This is a genomic window from Streptomyces sp. NBC_00663 (assembly GCF_036226885.1).
Lineage (GTDB): Bacteria > Actinomycetota > Actinomycetes > Streptomycetales > Streptomycetaceae > Streptomyces.
Genome location: NZ_CP109027.1, coordinates 868,993 through 889,183 on the forward strand (window position 1 = coordinate 868,993; position 20,191 = coordinate 889,183).

The following is a 20,191-nucleotide window of genomic DNA, read 5'->3' on the forward strand; positions in this document are numbered from 1 at the left end:
GCAGCGATCCAGGGCAGACGAACGACGTTCGACTCGGACCGCCGGAGCCGCAGAAGGGAAGAAAGACCGTGACACGACCCAGGATCCTGGTGGTTGGCGCAGGCTTCGCCGGCGTGGAGTGTGTACGCCGGCTGGAACGCAAACTCGGTGCGGACGAGGCAGACGTCACGCTGGTGACACCGTTCGCCTATCAGCTCTACCTTCCGCTGCTCCCGCAGGTGGCCTCCGGGGTGCTGACACCCCAGTCGATCGCCGTGTCGCTGCGGCGGAGCAGGAAGTACCGCACCCGGATCATCCCGGGCGGTGCCATCGGCGTGGACCTCAAGGCGAAGGTGTGCGTGATCCGCACCATCACCGACGAGATCGTCGACGAACCGTACGACTACATCGTGCTGGCGCCGGGCAGTGTGACCCGCACCTTCGACATCCCCGGCCTCACGGACCACGCGTTCGGCATGAAGACCCTCGCCGAGGCCGCCTACGTCCGTGACCACGTCATCTCGCAGCTCGATCTCGCCGACGCCAGCCATGACGAGGCGGAGCGGGCCGCGCGGCTCCAGTTCGTGGTGGTCGGCGGCGGTTACGCGGGCACCGAGACCGCGGCCTGTCTTCAAAAGCTCACCCACGCCGCCGTCAAGCGCTACCCGCGCATCGACCCGGCGCTGATCAAGTGGCATCTCATCGACATCGCCCCGAAGCTGATGCCCGAGCTGGGCGACAAGCTGGGCAGCACCGCGCAGAACATCCTCACCAAGCGCGGCATCGACATCTCCCTCGGCACCTCCATCGCCAAGGCGGGCCCGGAGGAGGTCACCTTCACCGACGGCCGGGTGATCCCGACGCACACGCTGATCTGGACGGCGGGTGTGGTGGCCAGCCCGCTGATCGGGACGCTGGGGGCCGAGACGCTCCGCGGGCGGCTCGTGGTCGGCCCGGACATGAGGATGCCGGGCCAGGACGGGGTCTTCGCGCTCGGCGACTCCGCCGCGGTCCCGGACGAGGCCAAGGATGAGGAGGGCGCGATCTGCCCGCCGACGGCGCAGCACGCGATGCGGCAGGGCAAGCACGTCGCGGACAACGTCATCGCCACCCTGCGCGGGGGGGCGACGAGGCCGTACGTCCACAAGGACCTCGGTCTGGTCGTGGACCTCGGCGGCAAGGACGCCGTGTCCAAGCCGCTCGGCATCGAGCTGCGCGGGCTTCCCGCCCAGGTCGCGGCCCGCGGCTACCACTGGGCGGCGCTGCGCACCAATGTGGCCAAGGTGCGCGTCGCGACCAACTGGACGCTCAACGCGATCGCCGGTGACGATTTCGTCCGCACCGGCTTCCAGCACCGCCGGGCGGCCCGGCTCAAGGACTTCGAGTACACGAACGCGTACCTCACGCCGGACCAGGTGCGGGCGCATGTGGACGGAACGGAGCGACAGGAATAGGGCCAGGCCACAGGAGCACAGCAATGCCGCACCCGCCCCGGGCCGACCGCTTCCGGTACCCCCGCCCACGGCCGAACGCATCAGCGGACGACAACAGCACGCAGGCCACGCGGGCCGAGGCGCCGGTGGCGGGTGGGCTCGTGGTGGACGCGCAGTCCGGGGCGTCGGCGCGGATCCGCCGTGCAGCAGGCGCGCAGGGCGGGGTGTCCGTGGTGGCCGGGTGTGGGGTGGGTGTGTGTGGTCGGGGTGGGGCTCGGGGGCCGGGTTTCGGTCGGGGGTCGTGATGGGGGTCGGGCGGGTGCGGCTGCGGGATTTCGTGGCGGCGTCCGACCCCGGGCTGTTGCGGCTGACGGCGGGGCTGCGGACGGTGGGGGCCATCGCGCTGACGCTGGCCGTGCTGGCGCCGCTGGGCGCCGACGTGCCTCATCTCGTGGCGGGGGCGATCGCCGCGATGGTCGCCACCTTCGCCGTCCGCGACAAACAGCGGGCCGGGCAGGCCGTCACCCTGGCGCTCGGGCTGCCGGTGGCGTTGGCCGCCGTGACTCTGGGCGCGCTGCTCGCCTCCCGGGTCGTCGCCGGTGACCTGTTCTTCGTCGCGCTGATCTTCTGCGCGGTCTACGGGCGGCGGTTCGGGGACCGGGGCACCGCACTCGGGCTGATCGGGTTCCAGGTGTACTTCCTGTCCCTGTTCGTCGGCGCGACCGTCTCGGGACTGCCCCAGTTGTACGGGGCGATCGGCGTTGCCTTCGCGAGCAGCGCGCTGGTGCGGTTCGCCCTGGTACCGGAGACGCCGACGGGGACCCTGGAACGGCTGCGCTCCGCGTTCCGTGCCCGGCTGGCCCGGTTGGTGGCCGCGCAGCTGGAACTCCTCGACGCGGGTCCCGCGGACGTGGACCGGGCTCTGGAGCACGTACGGGACGGCACGGCGCGGCTGCACGACACCGCGCTGATGATCCAGGGCCGCCTGGAGGCCGGCACCGCCGACGAGGGCGTGGCCCGCCTGGTGCAGCGGCGGGTGGCGGACGCCGAGGTGGCCGCCGAACGGCTGGGGCTGTTGCTGCTGACCGCGCGCAGCGCCGAGCGGGCGGACACGCTGACCCTGCATCTGCCGGGTGCGCCCGTTCCCTCGGGTGGGCTGCTGCCCGTGCGGGACAAGGCGATCGACACACTGCGCCGGGATCTGGAGGCGCTGCGGCTGCTCGTCCTGCGGCCGGTGTCGGCGCAGCACGGCACGGCGCTGTCGCATCTTCGCAACCGGCTCCTCGGCTACCGGGACGAGGAGAACCTGCCGCCCGCACCGCCCGCCGTCCAGGACGTGTTCCGGGGCGTCGGCGAGGCCGCCCGCGCGGTGCTGGGGCTGCGGGTCGCGCTCGACGGGCCGCAGGACGAGTCGGACGACAGTCCGGCCACGGCGCGGTCACGGGAGGAACTGGACGCCGAGGACGCGGCCATCGACGCCGGCGAGGAGGAGGCGCAGGAAGAGCTCACGGGGCTGCGGCGGCCTACGACGCGGGCGGCAGTGCAGGTGGCGGTGGGGTCGTCGCTGGCCATCGTGGGCGGGGAGCTTTTGTCCAGTCAGCGCTGGTACTGGGCGGTACTGACGTGCTGGATCGTCTTCATCAACACCGCGTCCACGGGCGAGATCCTGGTCAAGGGCTCTCGGCGGCTGGTCGGCACGGTGCTCGGGGTGGTGGCGGGCATCGGGCTCGCGGCGCTGGTCGGCCCTCACACATGGCCGGCGTTCGCGCTGGTGCTGGTCTGCGTGTTCCTGATGTTCTACTCCGCGCCGCTGTCGTACACGCTCATGTCGTTCTTCGTGACCGCCGCGCTGGGGCTGCTCTACACCTTGCTGCACACGTACAGCTTCTCGGTGCTCGTGCTGCGCATCGAGGAGACGGCGCTCGGAGCGGCCTGCGGGGTGCTGGCGGCGGCGCTCGTGCTGCCGGTGCGGACGGACCGTCGTACGAACGACCTTCTCGTCGCCGTGCTGGACCGGCTCGCGGACGTGACCGAGACCGCCGTGGACCAGCTCAGCGGTGGGCCGCCGGCCGATCTGCTGGACCAGGCTCGCGAGCTGGACCAGGCGCTGGCGGATCTGCGGGCCGCCACCAAGCCGCTCACCCACCCCGTCACCCCGTTGCGGGCCCGGCGGGACACGGCGCGCTATGTCGTGGCCCTCCTGGAGACCTGCGCCTACCAGGCACGGGCTCTGGCCGCGACCGCCGAGCTCCTGCCCACGCACCCCTCCATCGCGGCCGACCCCCGGCTGCGCGGCGCCGGTGAGCGCATCCTCCAGAACATCCGCGCCCTCGCCGCCCATGTCGCCGACGAACACTCTCCCGAGGAGCTCCGCACCGGCCCGAGCATCGCCGCCCTCCTGGAAGCCGGCACGGCGGGCTCACCCCGCTTCGGCCGGGTCACGGACCGGGTGCTTCGCCATCTGGGACGACTGGACGAGGGGGTGACGGGCCTGGCTCGACCACTCGGGGTACCGGTGGCCGGGCCACGGGGCTGACACCTTCGCCGCCGCAGGGGTTTTGCAGCCCGAGAGGCCTTACACCCCCAGGGGCCTTACACCCTCCGCCACCGGGCCATGGCGAACGAGAACAGGCCGAAGAGGACCAGGCCGGCTGCCACGCAGGCCAGGAGCCAGGGGCCCAGTGGGGTGTCGGCGAAGGAGCGGAGGGTGTCGTCGAGGCCCTTGACCTTGTCGGGTTCGTAGTCGACGGCGGCCCGCACGGCGAAGGCGCCCGCGGTCGCGAAGATCAGGCCGCGAGCCGCGCCGCCGCTCACCCCGGTGATGTCCACCAGGCGCCGCGCCCCCGGGGACATCTCGCCGAGCTTGAGCTTGTCGTGGTAGGCCCGCATGACCGCCCGTGCGCCGATCCACACGCCGGCCACGGCGATCCCGGCCCCGGCCAGCGCCACGAGCCACTGACCGGCCGGCATCTCCAGCGCCCTCGCCGTGACGTCACGCGACTGCTTGTCGCTGGAGCCCTTGCCGCCCCCGCCGGAGCCCGCCGCGAACGACAGCACGGAGTAGGCGACAAAGCCGTAGAAGACCAGCCGGACCACCGCCAGCAGCCGCTTCTTCGCGCTGCGGCCCTCCGGTCCGACCGAGCCGAACACCGCCTCCGACAGCCGCCACAACGCCATGCCGACGAGCCCGGCGCCCAGGGCCCACAGCAGGACGGCGCCGAAGGGCTTGTCCGACAGCTCGGCGAGGGCGCCGCCGCGGTCCGCCTGCCGTTTTCCGTCGCCGAAGGCGATCTGGAGCGCCAGTACGCCCACCAGCAGATAGATCACACCGCGGGCCGCGAGCCCCGCGCGGGCCGCGCCCTCGGTCACGGAGCCACGTGCCGCGCGTTCGGCGTCCATACGACCGTTGCGCGCGATGGCAGTCGGATTCATCTTGGCCTCCCGCCCTCCGAATGCCCCGGTCACCGCACGGCACACCCCGCGCCGGGCGGGTGCTCAGACCGTGGCCCGTTCTCCCATCGCCTCGGCGCGTACCCGGGCGCAACTGCGGCTGATCAGCCGCGAGACGTGCATCTGCGAGATACCGAGCTGGTCGGCGATGCGGCTCTGCGTCATGTCCTCGAAGAACCGCATGTAGAGAATGGCGCGCTCCCGCTCGGGCAGCCTGCGCAGGCCGGCCTTGACGGACTCGCGGTCGACCACGACGTCGTAGGAGGCGTCGGACGAGCCCAGAGTGTCGGCGAGGCTGTATCCGTCCTCGCCGGAGGAGAGTTCGGCGTCCAGGGAGAGCGCGCTGTAGCTCTCCAGCGCTTCCAGCCCCGCGCTGACCTCGTCCTCGGTCAGGCCGGTGTGGGTGGCGAGGTCGGCCACGGTGGGTTCGGCGCTGCCCGGGGTCTGGGTGAGCTCGCGGCGGGCCACGCGCACCTTGTTGCGCAGTTCCTGCACCCGACGGGGCACCCGCAGCGCCCACATCCGGTCCCGGAAGTGCCGCTTGACCTCGCCGGTGATGGTCGGCACGGCGTAGCTCTCGAAGGCACCGCGTTCGGGTTCGAAGCGGTCGACGGCCTTCACCAGACCGAGGGCCGCGACCTGCCGCAGGTCCTCGAGGGACTCGCCGCGCTCGCGGAACCGGCCGGCGATGCGGTGGGCCATGGGCAGCCAGGCGGTGACGAGCTCGTCGCGGACGGCGTCCCGTTCGGGGCCGGGCTCCAGGGAGTTCAGACGGGCGAAGAGCTTGGCGGTGTCGGGGGCGTCGTCGTGCCGCCGCCGGGGGGCGGCGGTCTGCGTACCGGTCAGGCCGGAACGGCTTGTCGATTTATCGATAAGCATGCGGGATCGCTCCTGAAGGAAGGTTTCAGGGACTTTGCCGCGGGAGGATCGCTGTCCGGACACCCGGGGGGGTCCGGGAGCAGTCGTACCACTCCCGCCGCGCGCCTCCGGTCCGAAGCACGATGGTGCGTCTGCCCTGCCGCCCGGAGAGCAAACTCCGCTTTCCGGGGGAAGACAGACGTCGTGTCAGGACAGGGGTACGACCGCGGTGATGCACTTGCCTCCGGAGGGCAGGCCGGTGACCCGGACGTCGCGTGCCAGCCGGCACACGATCGGCCAGCCGAGGCCGCCGATCCGACGTCGGCCGTGCAGGTCGACGGGTTCCGCGCTCACCGGGAGCGCGTCGCTGCGGTCGCTGACCGAGACCCGTACTCCGGGTTCGACGAGGTCGACGCGGAAGTCGGTGATCCCGCCGCCGTGCAGGATGGCGTTGGTGGTGAGCTCGGAGGCGACGAGCAGGGCGTCCGCGACGGACTCCTGGTCGCACGCCGTTCCGGTGGCCCGGCAGCGCGCGTCCACCGCGCGCTCCACGGCCCGCCGCGCGTCGGCGGGCCGGCACGGGCAGCGCAGCCGACAGCGTCCCACCGCCGACGGTTCGTGAACGGACGCCGGTGGTGTGCCGGCGGACACCGACGGTTTGGGGGCGGATTCGGTCCTGTGCTCCCTACACATGTTCTGGGCTCCCTGAACGGTTTCGGGTAGAGCCGGACCCTTCTGTGCCCTCGGCCGCCACGATCGGGGAGGCTCTCGCCGCCACGTCACATGGCCGATCCGCCACGGCGGAATGCCGCACCGTGGCCGACCCGGGCCCATGACCGGCCGGCCACGGCGGACTGTCTACGCCGCGTGAGCACCGCAGGTCTCTTCTCTTCGGCTGACCGATCCGCAGCCCGCCAAACCTCGAAGACACCTGCCATCCGACCCTTTTGCCGGGGTACCCGGTACGCATGACGGATGTCGTGGACTCAGACGAGCTGTTGCGGCGCATTCAGCGGGCACGGACCTGTGCCCTGGAGGAGGAGCGAGCCTGGCGGACCCGCAGCGACGCCCTGCGGCCGACCGATCCGGAGGGCGCGCGGGACGCCACCGTACGGACGCTGGCCTTCGAGTCGGTTCTCCGGGTGCTGGACGAGATCCTGACCCCAGGCAAGCGGGCCGGTGACCACTGACGGTCGCGATTGATCACCTGGTCCCCGGGAACCCGGGGACGCATGGCAGTCGATCACACCCGAGCACCGGTACTGGAAGCCCTGGAGGCCTATCACCGCGAGGGCCTTTTGTCGTTCACGCCGCCTGGGCACAAACAGGCCCGGGGCGCCGACCCGTCGGTGCGGAGGGTGCTGGGCGACGCGGTGTTCCTCGGTGACGTCCTGGCGTCGGGCGGACTCGACGACCGGCTCACCCGGAGCCGGGTGCTGGAGCGCGCCGAGGAGCTGATGGCGGACGCCGTGCACGCCGAGCACACTTTCTTCACCACCTGCGGCAGCTCCCTGTCGGTCAAGGCGGCGATGCTGTCCGTGGCGGGCCCGCACGAGCAGTTGCTGATCGGCCGGGACGCCCACAAGGCGGTCGTCTCGGGGCTCGTCCTGTCCGGCATCGAACCCGTGTGGGTCGAGCCCCGCTGGGACGCCGAGCGGCATCTCGCGCATCCGCCGTCCGCCGAGGCCTTCGAGAAGGCGTACGCCAACCACCCTGACGCCAAGGGGGCGTTGGTCACCAGCCCGACGCCGTACGGGACGACCGCGGATCTGCGGGCCGTCGCCGAGGTGTGTCACCGGCGCGGACGGCCGCTGATCGTGGACGAGGCCTGGGGCGCCCATCTGCCGTTCCACCCCGATCTGCCGTCCTGGGCGATGGACGCGGGCGCCGACATCTGCGTGACGAGCATCCACAAGATGGGCAGCGGTCTGGAGCAGGGGTCCGTCTTCCATCTCCAGGGCGATCTGGTGCCGCCCGAGGTGCTGAAGCTGCGCGCGGACCTGCTCGGCACGACCAGCCCGTCGGTGCTGCTGTACGCCGGGCTCGACGGCTGGCGGCGGCAGATGGCCCTGCACGGCGAGGAACTCATGGGCGGCGCACTGGATCTCGTGGCCGAACTCCGGTCGGCCGTAGGGCGGATCGAGGGGCTGCACGTCGAGGGCCGGGAGGACTTGTGCGGTCCGGGGCTCGCCGATGACATGGACCCCTTGCAGGTCATCATGGACCTCACCGGCCTCGGCATCACCGGGTTCCAGGCGGCGGACTGGCTGCGGGCCGAGCGGAACATCGAGGCGCATCTGGCGGACCACCGCCGCCTCGGCGCGCAGCTCACCCACGGCGACGACCGGGAGACGAGCGCCGAGCTCCTGTCCGCGCTGCGGGAGCTCGCGCGCGTAGCGCCGGAGCTGCGTCCCGCGCCGCGGGTGGAGGTGCCGGCGCCGTCCGAGCTGCGGCTGGCGCAGGCCCGCTCGCCCCGCGACGCGTTCTTCGGGCCCGCCGAGAGCGTGCCGGTGGAGAAGGCCGCGGGACGGATCGCGGCCGAGATGATCACCCCGTATCCGCCCGGGATCCCGGCCGTGCTGCCGGGTGAACGGCTGACCGGGCCCGTGCTGCGGTATCTGCGGACGGGCAAGGACGCGGGGATGAACCTGCCCGATCCGAGCGACCCCGAGCTGAGGACGATCAGGGTGCTGAAGACCGGCGAGGAGTGAAACCGGTCACGTGGCCCGCTTTGGGTTGCGCACCATCCCCCAGGATGGTTTACGGTTCATCCATACGTGGTCGTGGAGTTGACAACGACAGTCCTCCGCCGGCCACCCCAGAACTGCCCTGGCTGGCCTCCCCCGTCCAGCCAGGGCTTTTTCTTGCCCTCGGGGCGCCGGTACCGGAATCAGTGCCTGCCGCCGAGGTGCCCGAGGCGGCGCCAGCGGCTGAAATGGGGCGTAGGGAAAACCCCCGAACCGAATCGCCGGCGAGGAGCCCCGCGTCATGACCAAAGCGACGAAACTGCTGACCGCCCTGCCCCCGCCCCAACGGCAGCGGCTGATGAGCCTGGCCCGGGAGGTCTCCTTCCCGGAGGACGCGCGGATCTTCGAGGCGGGCGGCACGGCCGACCGCTTCTGGGTCATCCGCTCCGGCGCGGTCTCCCTCGACCAGCAGGTGACGTCCCTGCAACGGGTCACCGTGGCCAGTCTCGGCTCGGGGGATCTGCTGGGCTGGTCCTGGCTGTTCCCGCCGCACCAGTGGGACTTCGGCGCGGTGGCCTTCAGCCCCGTGCGCGCCTACGAGTTCGAGGCGACGGCCGTGCTGGGCCTGTGCGAGGAGGACCCGGCGCTCGGTCTGGTCCTGGTGCGCAACGTCGCCGAGATCCTCGCGTACCGGCTGGAGATGACCCGGGGCAAGCTCATGGAGCAGTACTCGATGCGGCGGCATGCCTTGTAGGGCTCGCCTCGCGGGTCAGACGCGATAGCGCCGCAGCGCCGGAACCGCGGCGGCCAGCCCCAGCATGACGGCGACGACGAGGAGCCCGCCGCCCGCCACGGCCACGCGCGGGCCGAAGGCCGAGCCCGCGGTGCCGTGCAGGACGTCGGCGAGCCGCGGACCGCCCGCGACGACGACCGTGAAGACGCCCTGCATCCGGCCGCGCATCTCGTCGGTGGCCGCGGACAGCAGGATCGCCCCGCGGAACACCATGGAGACCATGTCCGCCACCCCGGCAAGCGCGAGGAAGGCGACCGCGAGCCACAAGCTGTCGCTCAGTCCGAAACCGGTGATGGCCACGCCCCAGGCGACGACCGCGCCGATGACCATCCAGCCGTGCCGGCGGGCCCGGGAGAAGGTGCCGGAGAACAGGCCGCCGAGCACCGCGCCGATGGGGATCGCCGCGAACAGCAGGCCGAGGGCGAGCCCTTCGCCGTACGGCGCGTAGGTCTCCGAGGCCAGCTGCGGGAACAGGGCGCGGGGCATACCGAGGACCATCGCGACGAAGTCGGCGAGGAACGACAGCAGCAGCACCTTGTGCAGCGCGATGTAGCGGAACCCCTCCGCGATCTCGCGCAGGCCCGCCCGGCGCTTGGCCTGCCCGGCGAGGGGCGGCAGCGAGGGCAGCTTGTACACCGCCCACACCGTCACGCACAGCGCCAGCGCGTCGATCAGATACAGCTCGGGCAGCCCGATGACCGGGATCAGGGCACCCGCCAGCAGCGGCCCGACCACCTGGCCGGTCTGCGCGACGGTCGAGCCGAGGGCGTTGGCGGCGGTCAGCTCCTCGGCGGGGACCAGCCGGGCGATGGAGGCGTTGCGGGCGGGTGCGTTCAGGCCCCAGAACGCCTGTTGCAGGGCGAGCAGCACCATCAGGGCGGTCACGGACTCCAGTCCGGCGGCGGCCTGGACCCAGAACAGCAGCGAGGTGACGGCGATGCCGCTGTTGGTGACCAGGAGCAGCTTGCGGCGGTCCACGCTGTCGGCGACGGCGCCGCCCCACAGCGCGAACACCATCAGCGGCAGCAGTCCGGCGAGGCTCGCGTAGCCGACCCAGGCCGAGGAGCCGGTGATGTCGTAGACCTGCTTGGGCACGGCGACGGCGGTGAGCTGGCTGCCCACGGCCGTGACGACGGTCGAGCTCCACAGCCGGCGGTAGGCCGGGCGGCGCAGCGGGCGGGTGTCCATCGCCCACCGGCGCCAGCCGCGCCGGGCCGGCGCCTCCTCGGCCGGGGCCGATGTCTGGGGTTCGGTGCTGCTCTCGCTCGTGTCCACGGACTTCCTGGTTGCTCGTTACATCTTTCGGGACCAGGGTTCACTATGGCACTTCCGTCCGAGCATGCGGGACGCGCAATCTCAGCTTGTGGAACGGCTGTTGGCGGGTTCCTAGGCCCCGGCGATCAGCAGGGCGCCGAGGGCGATCATCGTCGCGGCGACCAGTGCGTCGAGGACGCGCCAGGCGGACGGGCGGGCCAGGAAGCGGCCGAGCAGGCGTGCGCCGAAGCCGAGCGCCGCGAACCACACCAGGCTCGCCAGCGCCGCCCCCAGCCCGAAGGTCCAGCGCAGGTCGCCGCGGTCGGCGGCCACGGAGCCGAGAAGGAACACGGTGTCCAGGTAGACGTGCGGGTTGAGCCAGGTCAGCGCGAGACAGGTCAGGACGGCCCGCCTGCGGGAGCCGGCCGCGTCTCCCTCCGTGCGCAGTGCGCCACCGGACGGGCGGAACACACGCCGGGCGGCGAGGGCGCCGTAGCAGAGCAGGAACGCGCCGCCGATCCAGCCCACCGCGGTCAGCACCCCCGGCCATGCGACGACCATCGCACCCACCCCGCCGACACCGAGGGCGATCAGGGCCGCGTCGGACAGGGCGCAGATGCCGACGACGGCGAGGACGGCGTCGCGGCGGATGCCCTGGCGCAGGACGAAGGCGTTCTGGGCACCGATGGCGACGATGAGCGAGAGTCCGGTGCCGAAGCCGGCGGCCGCGGCGGTGAGGGAGGCGGTCATGGCATCGACGCTAGTCAGACGCATGAATGGAGTACAGCTAAAGATTCTTACGTATCATTAGCGCTCGTGATGTGTGATGTGCCGTCGAGCCGCTCATGATGCCGGAACTCCCCCTCGACCAGGTGCGGACCCTGCTTGCCGTGGTCGACGAGGGCACCTTCGACGCGGCCGCCGCGGTGCTGCGTCTGACGCCGTCGGCGGTCAGCCAGCGGGTCAAGGCGCTGGAGCAGCGCACGGGCCGGGTGCTGCTGGTGCGGGCGAAGCCGGTGCGGCCGACCGAGTCGGGCGAAGTGGTCGTGCGGTTCGCGCGCCAGCTGGCCCGGCTGGAGCGGGACGCGTGGTCCGAGCTCGGCGGGGGCTCGGACGGCGAGCCGGCGCGGGTGTCGATCGCGGTCAACGCCGACTCGCTGGCGACATGGTTCCTGCCCGCGCTGACCCGGGTGCCGGACGCGCCGCCGCTCTCCTTCGAGCTGCACCGCGAGGACGAGGAGCACACCGCGACGCGGCTGCGGGAGGGCCTGGTGATGGCCGCGGTGACGTCGTCGCCCGACGCCGTGTCGGGCTGCTCGGTACGTCCGCTGGGCCGGATGCGGTACGTCGCGGCGGCCAGCCCCGACTTCGTGGACCGGTGTCTCGCCGGACCGCTGGGCGACGCGCTGGCCGAGGCGCCCGTGGTGACCTTCGACCGGCGCGACTCCTACCAGGACCGTTTCGTCCGGGAGTTGCGGCAGGGCGCCGGTGGGGCGAGCCCGGCCCGGCACGCCATCCCCACCTCCGAGGGGTTCGTGGAGGCGGTCACGCTGGGGCTGGGCTGGGGCATGGTCCCGGAGATGCAGGCGGGCGCCCTGCTGCGCGCCGGGCGGCTGGTCCAACTGGCGCCGGAGCGACCGGTCGACGTCCCCCTGTACTGGCAGCAGTGGAAACTGGACTCCCCCGCCCTGGCCACGGTCGCCGAGGCGGTGACGGCCGCGGCGGCGCAGGCGCTACGGAGCTGAGCCGGGACCGCCGGCCAACGCCGCCAACTGCGCCTGCGCGCTGTCCAGCAGCATCTCCAGCGCCGTCGGATAAGCGCTGTCGACCATGCGCTGCACCAGCAGCGGCGCGGCCTCGGCGATGCGCGGGTGGGTGGTGCGGGGCAGATGGGCGTACGTCGAGCTCCACATGTCCTCGTCGGCGTGGAGCGCGGCGCTCGGCAGGGCGAGGGAGGCGGCGTCGAGCGCGGCGAAGGCGAGGGTCTGGTCGATGAAGGCGTGATAGATCCGCACGGTGTCCGGGAGCGGGAACCCCGCCGTGCGCAGCACGTCGAGGACCGCCTCGTCAGCCGCCAGTTCATTGGGGCGGCCGGTGACCCGGTTCGTGGTCAGCAGGGCGGCCTGCGGATGGGCGACGTACGCGGCGTGGATGCGCCGCCCGACGGCCCGCAGGTCCGCCCGCCACCGCCCCGTCGGCGCCCAGCCCCGCAGGGCCTGTCCGATGAGCGCGTCGCCGATGGCGAGGGTCAGGTCGTCCATGCCGCGGAAGTAGCGGTACAGGGTGCTCGGATCGGCGTCCAGGGCGAGGCCGAGGCGGCGGGCGGTCAGGCCCTCGGTGCCGTGTTCGCGCAGCATGCGCAGCGCGGTCTCGACGATCAGTTCCTCGGACAGGACGGTGCCGCTCTTGGTCGGCCGGCGACGGCGCCGCCTCTCCTCGGGCACCACGGGCTTCGGCACGACCAGGACCTCCCACGCTTATGCCAACGCCATTGACCTTAACCGGACCGACGGCGTTGTATCGACCGCAGGGCCCCCTCACGTCGTAGACCTTCAGTCGTAGGAGTCTTGTCATGCGTGTACTGCTCGTGGGTGCCGGTGGAGTGGGTGGCGCCATCACCCGGATCGCCGCCCGGAGGCCGTTCTTCGAGGCGATGGTGGTGGCCGACCACGACCTGGCGCGGGCCGAGGCCGCCGTCGCGGCGCTCGGCGAGGCCGGGGCCCGGTTCAGGGCCGAGCGCGTCGACGCGAGTGACGAGGCCGCGGTGGCGGCGCTGCTGGAGCGGCACGCGTGCGACGTCCTCCTCAACGCCACCGACCCGCGCTTCGTGATGCCGCTGTTCCGTGCCGCCCGCACCGCCTCCGCCACCTATGTCGACATGGCGATGTCCCTGTCGCGTCCGCACCCCGAGCGTCCCTACGAGGAGTGCGGGGTCAAGTTGGGCGACGCGCAGTTCGAGGATGCCGTGGAGTGGGAGAAGGCGGGGCTGCTGGCCCTCGTCGGCATGGGCGTCGAGCCGGGTCTCTCGGATGTCTTCGCGCGGTACGCGGCCGACGAACTCTTCGACGAGATCGAGGAGATCGGCGTCCGCGACGGCGCCGACCTCACCGTCGACGGCTACGACTTCGCGCCCTCCTTCAGCATCTGGACCACGATCGAGGAGTGCCTGAACCCGCCGGTGGTCTACGAGGCCGACCGCGGCTGGTTCACCACCGCGCCGTTCAGCGAGCCGGAGGTGTTCGACTTCCCCGAGGGCATCGGCCCGGTGGAGTGCGTGAACGTCGAGCACGAGGAGGTGCTCCTCATGCCCCGCTGGATCGGGGCGAAGCGGGTCACCTTCAAGTACGGCCTGGGCAACGAGTTCATCGAGACGCTCAAGACCCTGCACCTGCTGGGCCTGGACCGCACCGAGCCGGTGACGGTGCCCGGCCCCGAGGGCCCGGTCCGTGTCTCGCCCCGGGACGTCGTCGCCGCCTGTCTCCCCGACCCGGCCGGCCTGGGCGAGCGGATGCACGGCAAGACCTGTGCCGGCACCTGGGTGAAGGGCGTCAAGGACGGGGCGCCGCGCGAGGTGTACCTGTACCACGTGGTCGACAACCAGTGGTCCATGGCGGAGTACGGCAGCCAGGCCGTGGTGTGGCAGACGGCGGTCAATCCGGTCGTCGCCCTCGAACTCCTCGCCACGGGCGCGTGGAAGGGCGCGGGCGTCCTCGGCCCGGAGGCCTTCCCGGCCGGCCCCTTCCTGGATCTGCTCACCGCGTACGACTCCCCGTGGGGTCTGCGCGAGCAGTGAGACCGGGCGCTTCGAGCGGGCAGATCCGGCGCTTCGGGCGGTGGGATCCGGCACTTCGGGCGGTGAGATCCGGATTTTCCTCAATTCCGTTGTTTCACATACGCATCGACAGGTGACCCGAAAGCGGGTAAGCCATCCGCGAGGGCACGGACGACTTCGAGCGCAGGTGACATCGATGGACAACTGGCGAACGCATGCCGCATGCCGCCACGAGGACCCCGACCTCTTCTTCCCGATCGGCAACACCGGCCCGGCACTGGTCCAGACGGAACAGGCGAAGGCGGTCTGCCACCGCTGCCCCGTACGGGAGCGGTGCCTGGAGTGGGCCATGGAGTCCGGGCAGGCCATCGGAGTCTGGGGCGGTACGAGTGAGACCGAACGACGTTCACTGCAACGGCGCCGGGCCAGGGCCGGGCGTTCCTCCCATTAGACCCGGCACGCGCAGGGTGAACACGCTCCCGGCGCCGGGTTCGCTCGCCGCCTCCACGGTGCCGCCGTGCGCGGCCATCAGGTGGCGGACGATCGGCAGTCCGAGGCCGCTGCCTCCGGTACGGCGGCTGCGGGACTTCTCGGCACGCCAGAAGCGGTCGAAGACCTGTGGGAGGTCCTCGGATGCGATACCGCTGCCGGTGTCGCTGACTTCGAGGACCACGTCGTCGCCCTCGCACCGTGCCGCGAGGGCGACGGTCCCGCCCGCGGGTGTGTGACGCAGCGCGTTGGAGACGAGGTTGCCGAGCGCCTGCCGCATCCGGACCGGGTCGGCGTCCAGCCACGGCTCCCCGTCCGTCCCGATGCTCAGGGTGACGCCCGCCGTGTCGGCCGCCACCCGGTGGGCCGCGGCGACCTGTCCGAGCAGTTCGTCGGCGCGGACGGGCTCGCGTTGCAGCCGCAGTGTGCCGGCGTCGGCGGCGGCGAGGTCCTGGAGGTCGTCGATGATCCGCTGGAGGACGAGTGCCTCCTCGTGCAGGGAGGCCAGCAGTTCGGGGGCGGGGGCCACGACGCCGTCCATGGTCACTTCCAGCCAGCCGCGGATGTTGGTGAGCGGGCTGCGCAGTTCGTGGGCGATGTCGCTGACCATCGCCCTGCGCTGGGCCTCAAGGCGTTCCCGGCGTTCGGTGAGGTCGTTGAAGGCCGCGGCGAGGATGCCGGTCTCGTCCCGCGTGGTCACGGGCACCCGCACATGCAGCTGAGGCGGCTGCTGGGCGGCCGCGGTCAGCGCCCGGAGCGGCCGGACGAGCCGCGTGGCGACGACGGCGGTCACGGCGACGGTGACGGCGAGCACCAGCCCGGCGACACCGACCACCTTGGCCTTGTTGGCCGGTGACATGTCGAACCGCACCGCCGTGCGGTCCCCGCCGCCCAGGAACAGCTCCGCGGTCGGCGCGACATAGGGGTCGAGCTGTGCGCGGCGTGCGCCGTCGACGCAGTTCTGGAGGGTGCGGGCGGTCTCCGAGCCGGGCGGCACGTCGATCTTCCCCAGCTCGTAACGGCCGCCGAGGCTCCGATCGGTGAAGTCGAAGTGGACGAACAGCGCCTCGGGGAACTTCACGTCGTCCGGGCCCAGACAGCCACGGGCACGTTCCGTCAGGTCCACGAGGGCCTTCTCCTCGCTGGGGGTGGGGGTGTTGAGCCGCCCGTCGGCGCAGTCGATGGGCACCTCGTCGGCGTCGCTGAGGACCGGCCGCCCGCTCGGCGTCTCGACGATGCTGGTCTCGATGCCGAACCGGGCGAAGCACTTCTGCCGCACCAGGGCCAGTTTCCCCAGCCTGGCGCGCTCCTTCGCCGTCAGCAGGTACGGCCCGACCACTCGTGGATCGACGCCGCTGCGCTGCGCCCCGCGCTCGGTGTAGGTGTCCGTGCGCAGGGGGTCGACGGTGGCGGCGGCGCGCGGCGGCAGGGAGGTGCCGGCCGGCGCGGAGTCGGCGATGGTGGTGCGGTCGGTGGTGGTGAGGGCGATCCGTCGGCCGGTCTTCCGCGACAGGGACCGGACGAGTTCGTCGACTCCCCGCCACGTCGGGTGAGTTGCCGCGTATCCGCTCAGCCGGGCGAGGACGTCCATGTCCTCGGTGAGCACCTGTCCCTGCTCGGCCCGCAGTGCCCGGGTGGTCGTCTCCACCGCCAGCCACGCCGTCGCCGCGACCGAGCACACGGCGATCAGCACCGAGGCGACGAGCAGCCGGACCGACAGGCGTTTGCGCAGGGGTATGCGGCGGCTCATCCGCGGCCGCCGCTGAGCTTGTAGCCGACGCCGAACACGGTCAGCAGCCGGACCGGCCGGCGCGGGTCGGCCTCGATCTTCCGGCGCAGGTTCATGATGTGGACGTCGACGGCCCGCTCGGTGGACGCCCGGTCGATACCGCGGGTGCACTCCAGCAACTGCCGCCGGGAGAAGACCCGTTCGGGTTCGGCGGTCATGGCGAGCAGGATGGCGAACTCGGCGGGCGTGCACTCCACCAGGTCGCCGTCGCACCGCACTTCATGCCGTACAGGGTCCACCTGGAGCCCGGCGGCCCGTACGGGTCCCGCGCCGTGTCCGCTGCGTCGCAGGACCGTCCGAATCCGTGCCATCAGCTCGCGCGGGCTGTAGGGCTTGGTCATGTAGTCGTCGGCGCCGACGTCCAGGCCGAGCAGGATGTCGTCCTCGCAGGCACGGGCGGTGAGCATGAGCACCGGGACGTCCCCCTCCCGCCGCAGCGCCCGGCACACGCCGAGCCCGTCGAACACGGGCAGCATCAGGTCGAGCACGACCAGGTCGGGCCGCAGTCGCCGCACCGCGTCGAGGGCGGCACCGCCGTCGTGCACGACGGTGGCGGTGTGGCCCTCCGCCAGCAGGGAGCGGCGTATGAGTTCGGCCTGCATCTCGTCGTCCTCGGCAACCAGCACATGTGCGCACACCTGGCGGATCCTAAGCGGCTCAGCGGGCGAGGGAGTCGGCGTCGCCCATGACGACGACCGGATGCCGGTCCGGGTCGAGGGCGCGGAGGAGCTTCCTCATGTGCTGCTCGGCGATGCTGACGCAGCCGTGGGTGGGGCCGCCGTGGTCGACGTGCAGCCATATGCCGCCGCCGCGGCCGGCGCCGAGCGGGCGGGTCCAGTCGAGGGGCGAAGTGCCGGGCTCGCGGTTGTAGTTGATCGCGACGACATAGTCGAAGGAGCCCGCCAGGCGTTCGCCCTCGAAGCCGGTGCCGGACGCGGTGAAGCCGCCGCCCTGGTCGTAGGGCAGGCGGGTGCCCGGGTCGCGGAGCAGTCCGCCGGCGTCGGTGAGGCCGAAGACACCGATGGGCGAGCGCAGGTCGCCGGCGTGGTGGTCGTCGGTCCAGCCGCGCAGCGCGTTGTGCGCGGGCCAGGTCTCGTCGGCCTCCCATCCCGCGTCGGTGCGCTCGTACAGGACGACGGTGGACCGCGAGGAGTTCTTGCCGCGTCCGGTGACGACGACGGCCTGCCGGGCGTCGTCCGGCACCTGCGCCCAGGTCTTGGGCCCGAGGCCGGGCAGTTGCTGCGGGGCGACGACCAGGGAGACCGGGGGCGCGGGCCGGACCGTGGTGGTGACCGGAGGGTGATCGGTCGTGGCCGGTGGGCGCGAGGTGGTCGCCGCGGCCCCTCCCCCGCACCCCGCGAGTACGAAGGAGGCGGTCAGCAGCGCGACATGGGGTCTGCGAATGATCATGCTTCGACCTTCGCCGACACTTGTTTGGAACTCGTCAGGTCCGCTCCCTCCCCTAGGGAGCGCTCGGCTTGCCCTGTCCGTACACCCATGTCCGGAACAGGCCGCCCAGGTCCTTGCCCGACGTGCGCTCGGCGAGCGCCACGAACTGCGCGGTCGTCCCGTGCCCGTCCCGGTGCTCGGCGGCCCAGGCCCGCAGGATCCGGAAGAACGTCCGGTCCCCGACGGCCGTACGGAGCTTGTGCAGGGCCATGGCGCCGCGCGCGTACACCGGTGTGCCGAAGATGTTCGCGCCGCTGCCAGGGTCGCCCGGCGGGAACTCCCACAGGCCGTCGTCCGCCGGTCGCGCGTACAGCGCGTCGAAGGTCTTCTGCGCGCTGTCGCCGCCGTGCTGTTCCTCGTAGAGCCACTCGGCGTATGTCGCGAAGCCCTCGTTGAGCCAGATGTCCTTCCAGGAGGTGAGGCTGACCGAGTCACCGAACCACTGGTGGGCGCTCTCGTGCACGAGGGTGCTCAGGTCGGGTGCCTGGTCGTACACGGGCCGCGTCTGGGTCTCCAGTGCGTAACCGACGTTCGGGGCCCGGTCCACGATCGAGCCGGCGGCCTTGAACGGGTACGGCCCGAAGAGCCTGCTCTCCCACTCCAGGACGGACGGCAGCTTCTTCAGGACGGGGTCCGCCGCGGCCGCCTCGCGCGGGTCGACGGCGTTGTAGACCTGGATCCCGTCGCGGGTGGTGTACTGCGTCACCTTGAACTTCCCGACCGTGGCCGTGGCCAGGTAGGCGGCCATGGGCTCGCTCTGCCGCCAGCGGAACGTGGTGTGCCCGTGCGCGCTGTGCCTGCTGAGCAGCACGCCGTTGGCGACGGCGGTGCGGCCGTCGGGAACGGTGATCGTGAAGTCGTACGACGCCTTGTCCTTGGGGTGGTTGTTCGCCGGGAACCAGGTCATCGCGCCCTGCGGCTCGCCCGCGACGAACGCGCCGTCGTCGGTGGGGATCCAGCCGTCGAGGGAGCCGTCCGGGTCGGTGACGGGGGCGGGCTTGCCGCTGTAGGCGACGGTGACGCGGAACCACTGTCCCTTGTGCAGGGCCTTGCGCGGGGTGACGGTGAGTTCCTGTCCGTCGCGGCGGAAGTCCGCCTTGTCGCCGCCGACCTTCAGGCCGGTGATCTTGAGGCCGTTCAGGTCGAGGTTGAAGCGGTTCAGGCCCTGGGTGGCGCGGGCGGTCAGGACGGCCGTGCCGTCGAGATGGCGGCTCGCCGGGTCGTAACGGAGGGTCAGGTCGTAGTGGTGGACGTGGTAGCCGCCGTTGCCCGCGAGCGGGAAGTACGGGTCGCCGACGCCGGACGAGCCGGCCGTCGGGGGTGCCGCGGCGCCGAGCAGGGCGACGAGGGCGACGGGGACGGTTCCGAGGACGACGGTGCGTCTGACGGCTTGTGGCACGGGCGCTCCTACGGTTGGGGGGTGGCGGCTTCCATGACGGCCTCCGTAACGGCCTCACACTAAGGGTGATCTCCGCGGAACTCGCCCTGCGTCGGGTCAAGTCGCGCCCTGCCCGGAGTTACGCTCCCGGCACACCCGCCGCCGCAGAAGGGCCCCTGCCATGAGCGTTCGCATCCGCCGCGTCTACGAGTCGCCCGAGCCGGAGGACGGCGTCCGTGTCCTGGTCGACCGACTGTGGCCGCGCGGCCTGTCGAAGGACGCGGCCCGGGTGGACGAGTGGCCCAAGGCCATGACCCCGTCGACCGAGCTGCGCCGCTGGTACCACGCGGGCGAGGGTTCGTACGAGGAGTTCGCGCACCGCTACGAGGCGGAGCTGGCCGCACCCGAGGCGACCGAACTCCTCACCCACGTCCGCGAGTTGGCGACCAAGGGCCCGGTGACCCTGCTGACGGCCGCGAAGACCCCGGAGGAAAGCCACGCGGCCGTGCTCGTACAGCTGTTGGGATAAGGGGGCCGACCGCACAAGTGCTGAGGTGAGGAGACCCGATCACCCACCCGCCGAGGCGAGGGCGCCCCGATCACACGGCTGCCGGCAGGAGACACAGGGCTAACCCCAGCCCACCACACGTACGGCTACGGGGCGACGACCCCGCCGGCCACCCGCCTGCGGGCAACGAGCCCACGGGCCACAGGCCGGCCTGCCGGGTGACGAACCCACCCGGTGACACGGTGGCCGGGCGGCGAGCCCACCCCGTCACCCACCTGCTGGACGAGAGGCCCACAGGTCCGCCGCCTGCCTGCTGACAAGCCCACCCAGCCACACGACTGCCGAATGACAA

At 72.1% G+C, this 20,191-nt stretch carries 19 protein-coding genes; 9 read left to right on the forward strand and 10 right to left on the reverse strand.

Features of this window, described 5'->3' with window-relative positions; all coding sequences use genetic code 11:
- Positions 1-68: 68 nt before the first annotated feature.
- Both OG866_RS04085 and OG866_RS04090 read left to right on the forward strand, forming a co-directional pair.
- A complete protein-coding gene (locus OG866_RS04085; protein ID WP_329331993.1) occupies positions 69-1,433 on the forward strand; it encodes an NAD(P)/FAD-dependent oxidoreductase in 1,365 nt (454 codons plus the stop codon).
- A 283-nt stretch (positions 1,434-1,716) separates the two neighbouring features.
- On the forward strand, positions 1,717-3,948 hold the full coding sequence (locus OG866_RS04090) for an FUSC family protein (protein ID WP_329331994.1): 2,232 nt from the start codon (positions 1,717-1,719) through the stop codon (positions 3,946-3,948).
- Between the two features lie 56 nt (positions 3,949-4,004).
- Here the strand turns inward: OG866_RS04090 and OG866_RS04095 are convergent, their stop codons facing one another.
- From OG866_RS04095 to OG866_RS04105, 3 genes are all read right to left on the reverse strand, one after another.
- On the reverse strand, positions 4,005-4,844 hold the full coding sequence (locus OG866_RS04095) for a DUF1206 domain-containing protein (protein ID WP_329331995.1): 840 nt from the start codon (positions 4,842-4,844) through the stop codon (positions 4,005-4,007).
- A gap of 63 nt (positions 4,845-4,907) precedes the next feature.
- Entirely contained in the window at positions 4,908-5,741 is an 834-nt protein-coding gene (locus OG866_RS04100) for a SigB/SigF/SigG family RNA polymerase sigma factor (protein ID WP_329331996.1), read from the reverse strand.
- A 186-nt stretch (positions 5,742-5,927) separates the two neighbouring features.
- Positions 5,928-6,413: an ATP-binding protein gene (locus OG866_RS04105; protein ID WP_329331997.1), complete on the reverse strand. Its 486-nt coding sequence runs from the start codon at positions 6,411-6,413 to the stop codon at positions 5,928-5,930.
- A 275-nt stretch (positions 6,414-6,688) separates the two neighbouring features.
- Here OG866_RS04105 and OG866_RS04110 point away from each other — a divergent pair, with 275 nt between their 5' ends.
- The 3 genes from OG866_RS04110 to OG866_RS04120 all read left to right on the forward strand — a co-directional run bounded on the left by OG866_RS04110 (position 6,689) and on the right by OG866_RS04120 (position 9,161).
- Entirely contained in the window at positions 6,689-6,910 is a 222-nt protein-coding gene (locus tag OG866_RS04110) for a hypothetical protein (protein WP_329331999.1), read from the forward strand.
- Positions 6,911-6,952: 42 nt separating this feature from the next.
- Entirely contained in the window at positions 6,953-8,431 is a 1,479-nt protein-coding gene (locus OG866_RS04115; RefSeq protein ID WP_329332000.1) for an aminotransferase class I/II-fold pyridoxal phosphate-dependent enzyme, read from the forward strand.
- A 277-nt stretch (positions 8,432-8,708) separates the two neighbouring features.
- Positions 8,709-9,161 (forward strand): cyclic nucleotide-binding domain-containing protein, encoded by a 453-nt coding sequence (locus tag OG866_RS04120; protein ID WP_329332001.1) that lies wholly within the window; start codon positions 8,709-8,711, stop codon positions 9,159-9,161.
- A 15-nt stretch (positions 9,162-9,176) separates the two neighbouring features.
- Here OG866_RS04120 and OG866_RS04125 read toward each other — a convergent pair whose 3' ends face one another.
- Together OG866_RS04125 and OG866_RS04130 are read right to left on the reverse strand one after the other, a co-directional pair.
- Positions 9,177-10,475 carry an MFS transporter gene (locus OG866_RS04125; protein WP_329332002.1) on the reverse strand — a complete coding sequence of 433 codons (1,299 nt, stop codon included), beginning with the start codon at positions 10,473-10,475 and terminating at the stop codon, positions 9,177-9,179.
- Between the two features lie 111 nt (positions 10,476-10,586).
- The gene (locus tag OG866_RS04130) at positions 10,587-11,204 is read right to left on the reverse strand and encodes a LysE/ArgO family amino acid transporter (RefSeq protein WP_329332004.1); all 618 of its coding nucleotides are present in this window, start codon (positions 11,202-11,204) and stop codon (positions 10,587-10,589) included.
- 95 nt (positions 11,205-11,299) lie between these two features.
- Here OG866_RS04130 and OG866_RS04135 point away from each other — a divergent pair, with 95 nt between their 5' ends.
- Positions 11,300-12,199, forward strand: coding sequence for a LysR family transcriptional regulator ArgP (locus OG866_RS04135; RefSeq protein WP_329332005.1), 900 nt, complete (start codon positions 11,300-11,302; stop codon positions 12,197-12,199).
- On the opposite strand, the gene OG866_RS04140 is transcribed toward OG866_RS04135, so the two are convergent.
- Positions 12,188-12,913, reverse strand: coding sequence for a TetR/AcrR family transcriptional regulator (locus OG866_RS04140; RefSeq protein ID WP_329332007.1), 726 nt, complete (start codon positions 12,911-12,913; stop codon positions 12,188-12,190). The genes OG866_RS04135 and OG866_RS04140 overlap by 12 nt on opposite strands.
- A 113-nt stretch (positions 12,914-13,026) precedes the next feature.
- On the opposite strand from OG866_RS04140, the gene OG866_RS04145 reads away from it, so the two are divergent.
- Together OG866_RS04145 and OG866_RS04150 are read left to right on the forward strand one after the other, a co-directional pair.
- The gene (locus OG866_RS04145; protein ID WP_329332008.1) at positions 13,027-14,247 is read left to right on the forward strand and encodes a saccharopine dehydrogenase family protein; all 1,221 of its coding nucleotides are present in this window, start codon (positions 13,027-13,029) and stop codon (positions 14,245-14,247) included.
- Between the two features lie 175 nt (positions 14,248-14,422).
- Positions 14,423-14,677 carry a WhiB family transcriptional regulator gene (locus tag OG866_RS04150; protein ID WP_329332010.1) on the forward strand — a complete coding sequence of 85 codons (255 nt, stop codon included), beginning with the start codon at positions 14,423-14,425 and terminating at the stop codon, positions 14,675-14,677.
- On the opposite strand, the gene OG866_RS04155 is transcribed toward OG866_RS04150, so the two are convergent.
- Genes OG866_RS04155 through OG866_RS04170 form a run of 4 tightly spaced genes read right to left on the reverse strand, consistent with a single transcriptional unit; the run spans position 14,633 to position 19,352 of the window.
- Positions 14,633-16,465 carry a sensor histidine kinase gene (locus OG866_RS04155; protein ID WP_329332012.1) on the reverse strand — a complete coding sequence of 611 codons (1,833 nt, stop codon included), beginning with the start codon at positions 16,463-16,465 and terminating at the stop codon, positions 14,633-14,635. The genes OG866_RS04150 and OG866_RS04155 overlap by 45 nt on opposite strands.
- Positions 16,462-17,142: a response regulator transcription factor gene (locus OG866_RS04160; protein ID WP_329332013.1), complete on the reverse strand. Its 681-nt coding sequence runs from the start codon at positions 17,140-17,142 to the stop codon at positions 16,462-16,464. The genes OG866_RS04155 and OG866_RS04160 overlap by 4 nt, the downstream gene beginning before the upstream one ends.
- 19 nt (positions 17,143-17,161) lie before the next feature.
- Entirely contained in the window at positions 17,162-17,914 is a 753-nt protein-coding gene (locus tag OG866_RS04165; RefSeq protein WP_329332014.1) for a L,D-transpeptidase family protein, read from the reverse strand.
- 52 nt (positions 17,915-17,966) lie between these two features.
- Positions 17,967-19,352 (reverse strand): M1 family metallopeptidase, encoded by a 1,386-nt coding sequence (locus OG866_RS04170; RefSeq protein ID WP_329332015.1) that lies wholly within the window; start codon positions 19,350-19,352, stop codon positions 17,967-17,969.
- 160 nt (positions 19,353-19,512) lie between these two features.
- On the opposite strand from OG866_RS04170, the gene OG866_RS04175 reads away from it, so the two are divergent.
- Positions 19,513-19,860, forward strand: coding sequence for a DUF488 domain-containing protein (locus OG866_RS04175; protein WP_329332016.1), 348 nt, complete (start codon positions 19,513-19,515; stop codon positions 19,858-19,860).
- Positions 19,861-20,191: the final 331 nt, after the last annotated feature.

Coding starts and splice junctions, on each gene's coding strand:
- OG866_RS04095 (WP_329331995.1), bottom strand. CDS start 4,844: ATGAATCCGACTGCCATCGCGCGCAACGGTCGTATGGACGCCGAACGC.
- OG866_RS04130 (WP_329332004.1), bottom strand. CDS start 11,204: ATGACCGCCTCCCTCACCGCCGCGGCCGCCGGCTTCGGCACCGGACTC.
- OG866_RS04165 (WP_329332014.1), bottom strand. CDS start 17,914: ATGATCATTCGCAGACCCCATGTCGCGCTGCTGACCGCCTCCTTCGTA.
- OG866_RS04090 (WP_329331994.1), top strand. CDS start 1,717: ATGGGGGTCGGGCGGGTGCGGCTGCGGGATTTCGTGGCGGCGTCCGAC.
- OG866_RS04175 (WP_329332016.1), top strand. CDS start 19,513: ATGAGCGTTCGCATCCGCCGCGTCTACGAGTCGCCCGAGCCGGAGGAC.
- OG866_RS04115 (WP_329332000.1), top strand. CDS start 6,953: ATGGCAGTCGATCACACCCGAGCACCGGTACTGGAAGCCCTGGAGGCC.
- OG866_RS04100 (WP_329331996.1), bottom strand. CDS start 5,741: ATGCTTATCGATAAATCGACAAGCCGTTCCGGCCTGACCGGTACGCAG.
- OG866_RS04150 (WP_329332010.1), top strand. CDS start 14,423: ATGGACAACTGGCGAACGCATGCCGCATGCCGCCACGAGGACCCCGAC.
- OG866_RS04105 (WP_329331997.1), bottom strand. CDS start 6,413: ATGTGTAGGGAGCACAGGACCGAATCCGCCCCCAAACCGTCGGTGTCC.
- OG866_RS04120 (WP_329332001.1), top strand. CDS start 8,709: ATGACCAAAGCGACGAAACTGCTGACCGCCCTGCCCCCGCCCCAACGG.
- OG866_RS04145 (WP_329332008.1), top strand. CDS start 13,027: ATGCGTGTACTGCTCGTGGGTGCCGGTGGAGTGGGTGGCGCCATCACC.
- OG866_RS04135 (WP_329332005.1), top strand. CDS start 11,300: ATGATGCCGGAACTCCCCCTCGACCAGGTGCGGACCCTGCTTGCCGTG.
- OG866_RS04110 (WP_329331999.1), top strand. CDS start 6,689: ATGACGGATGTCGTGGACTCAGACGAGCTGTTGCGGCGCATTCAGCGG.
- OG866_RS04155 (WP_329332012.1), bottom strand. CDS start 16,465: ATGAGCCGCCGCATACCCCTGCGCAAACGCCTGTCGGTCCGGCTGCTC.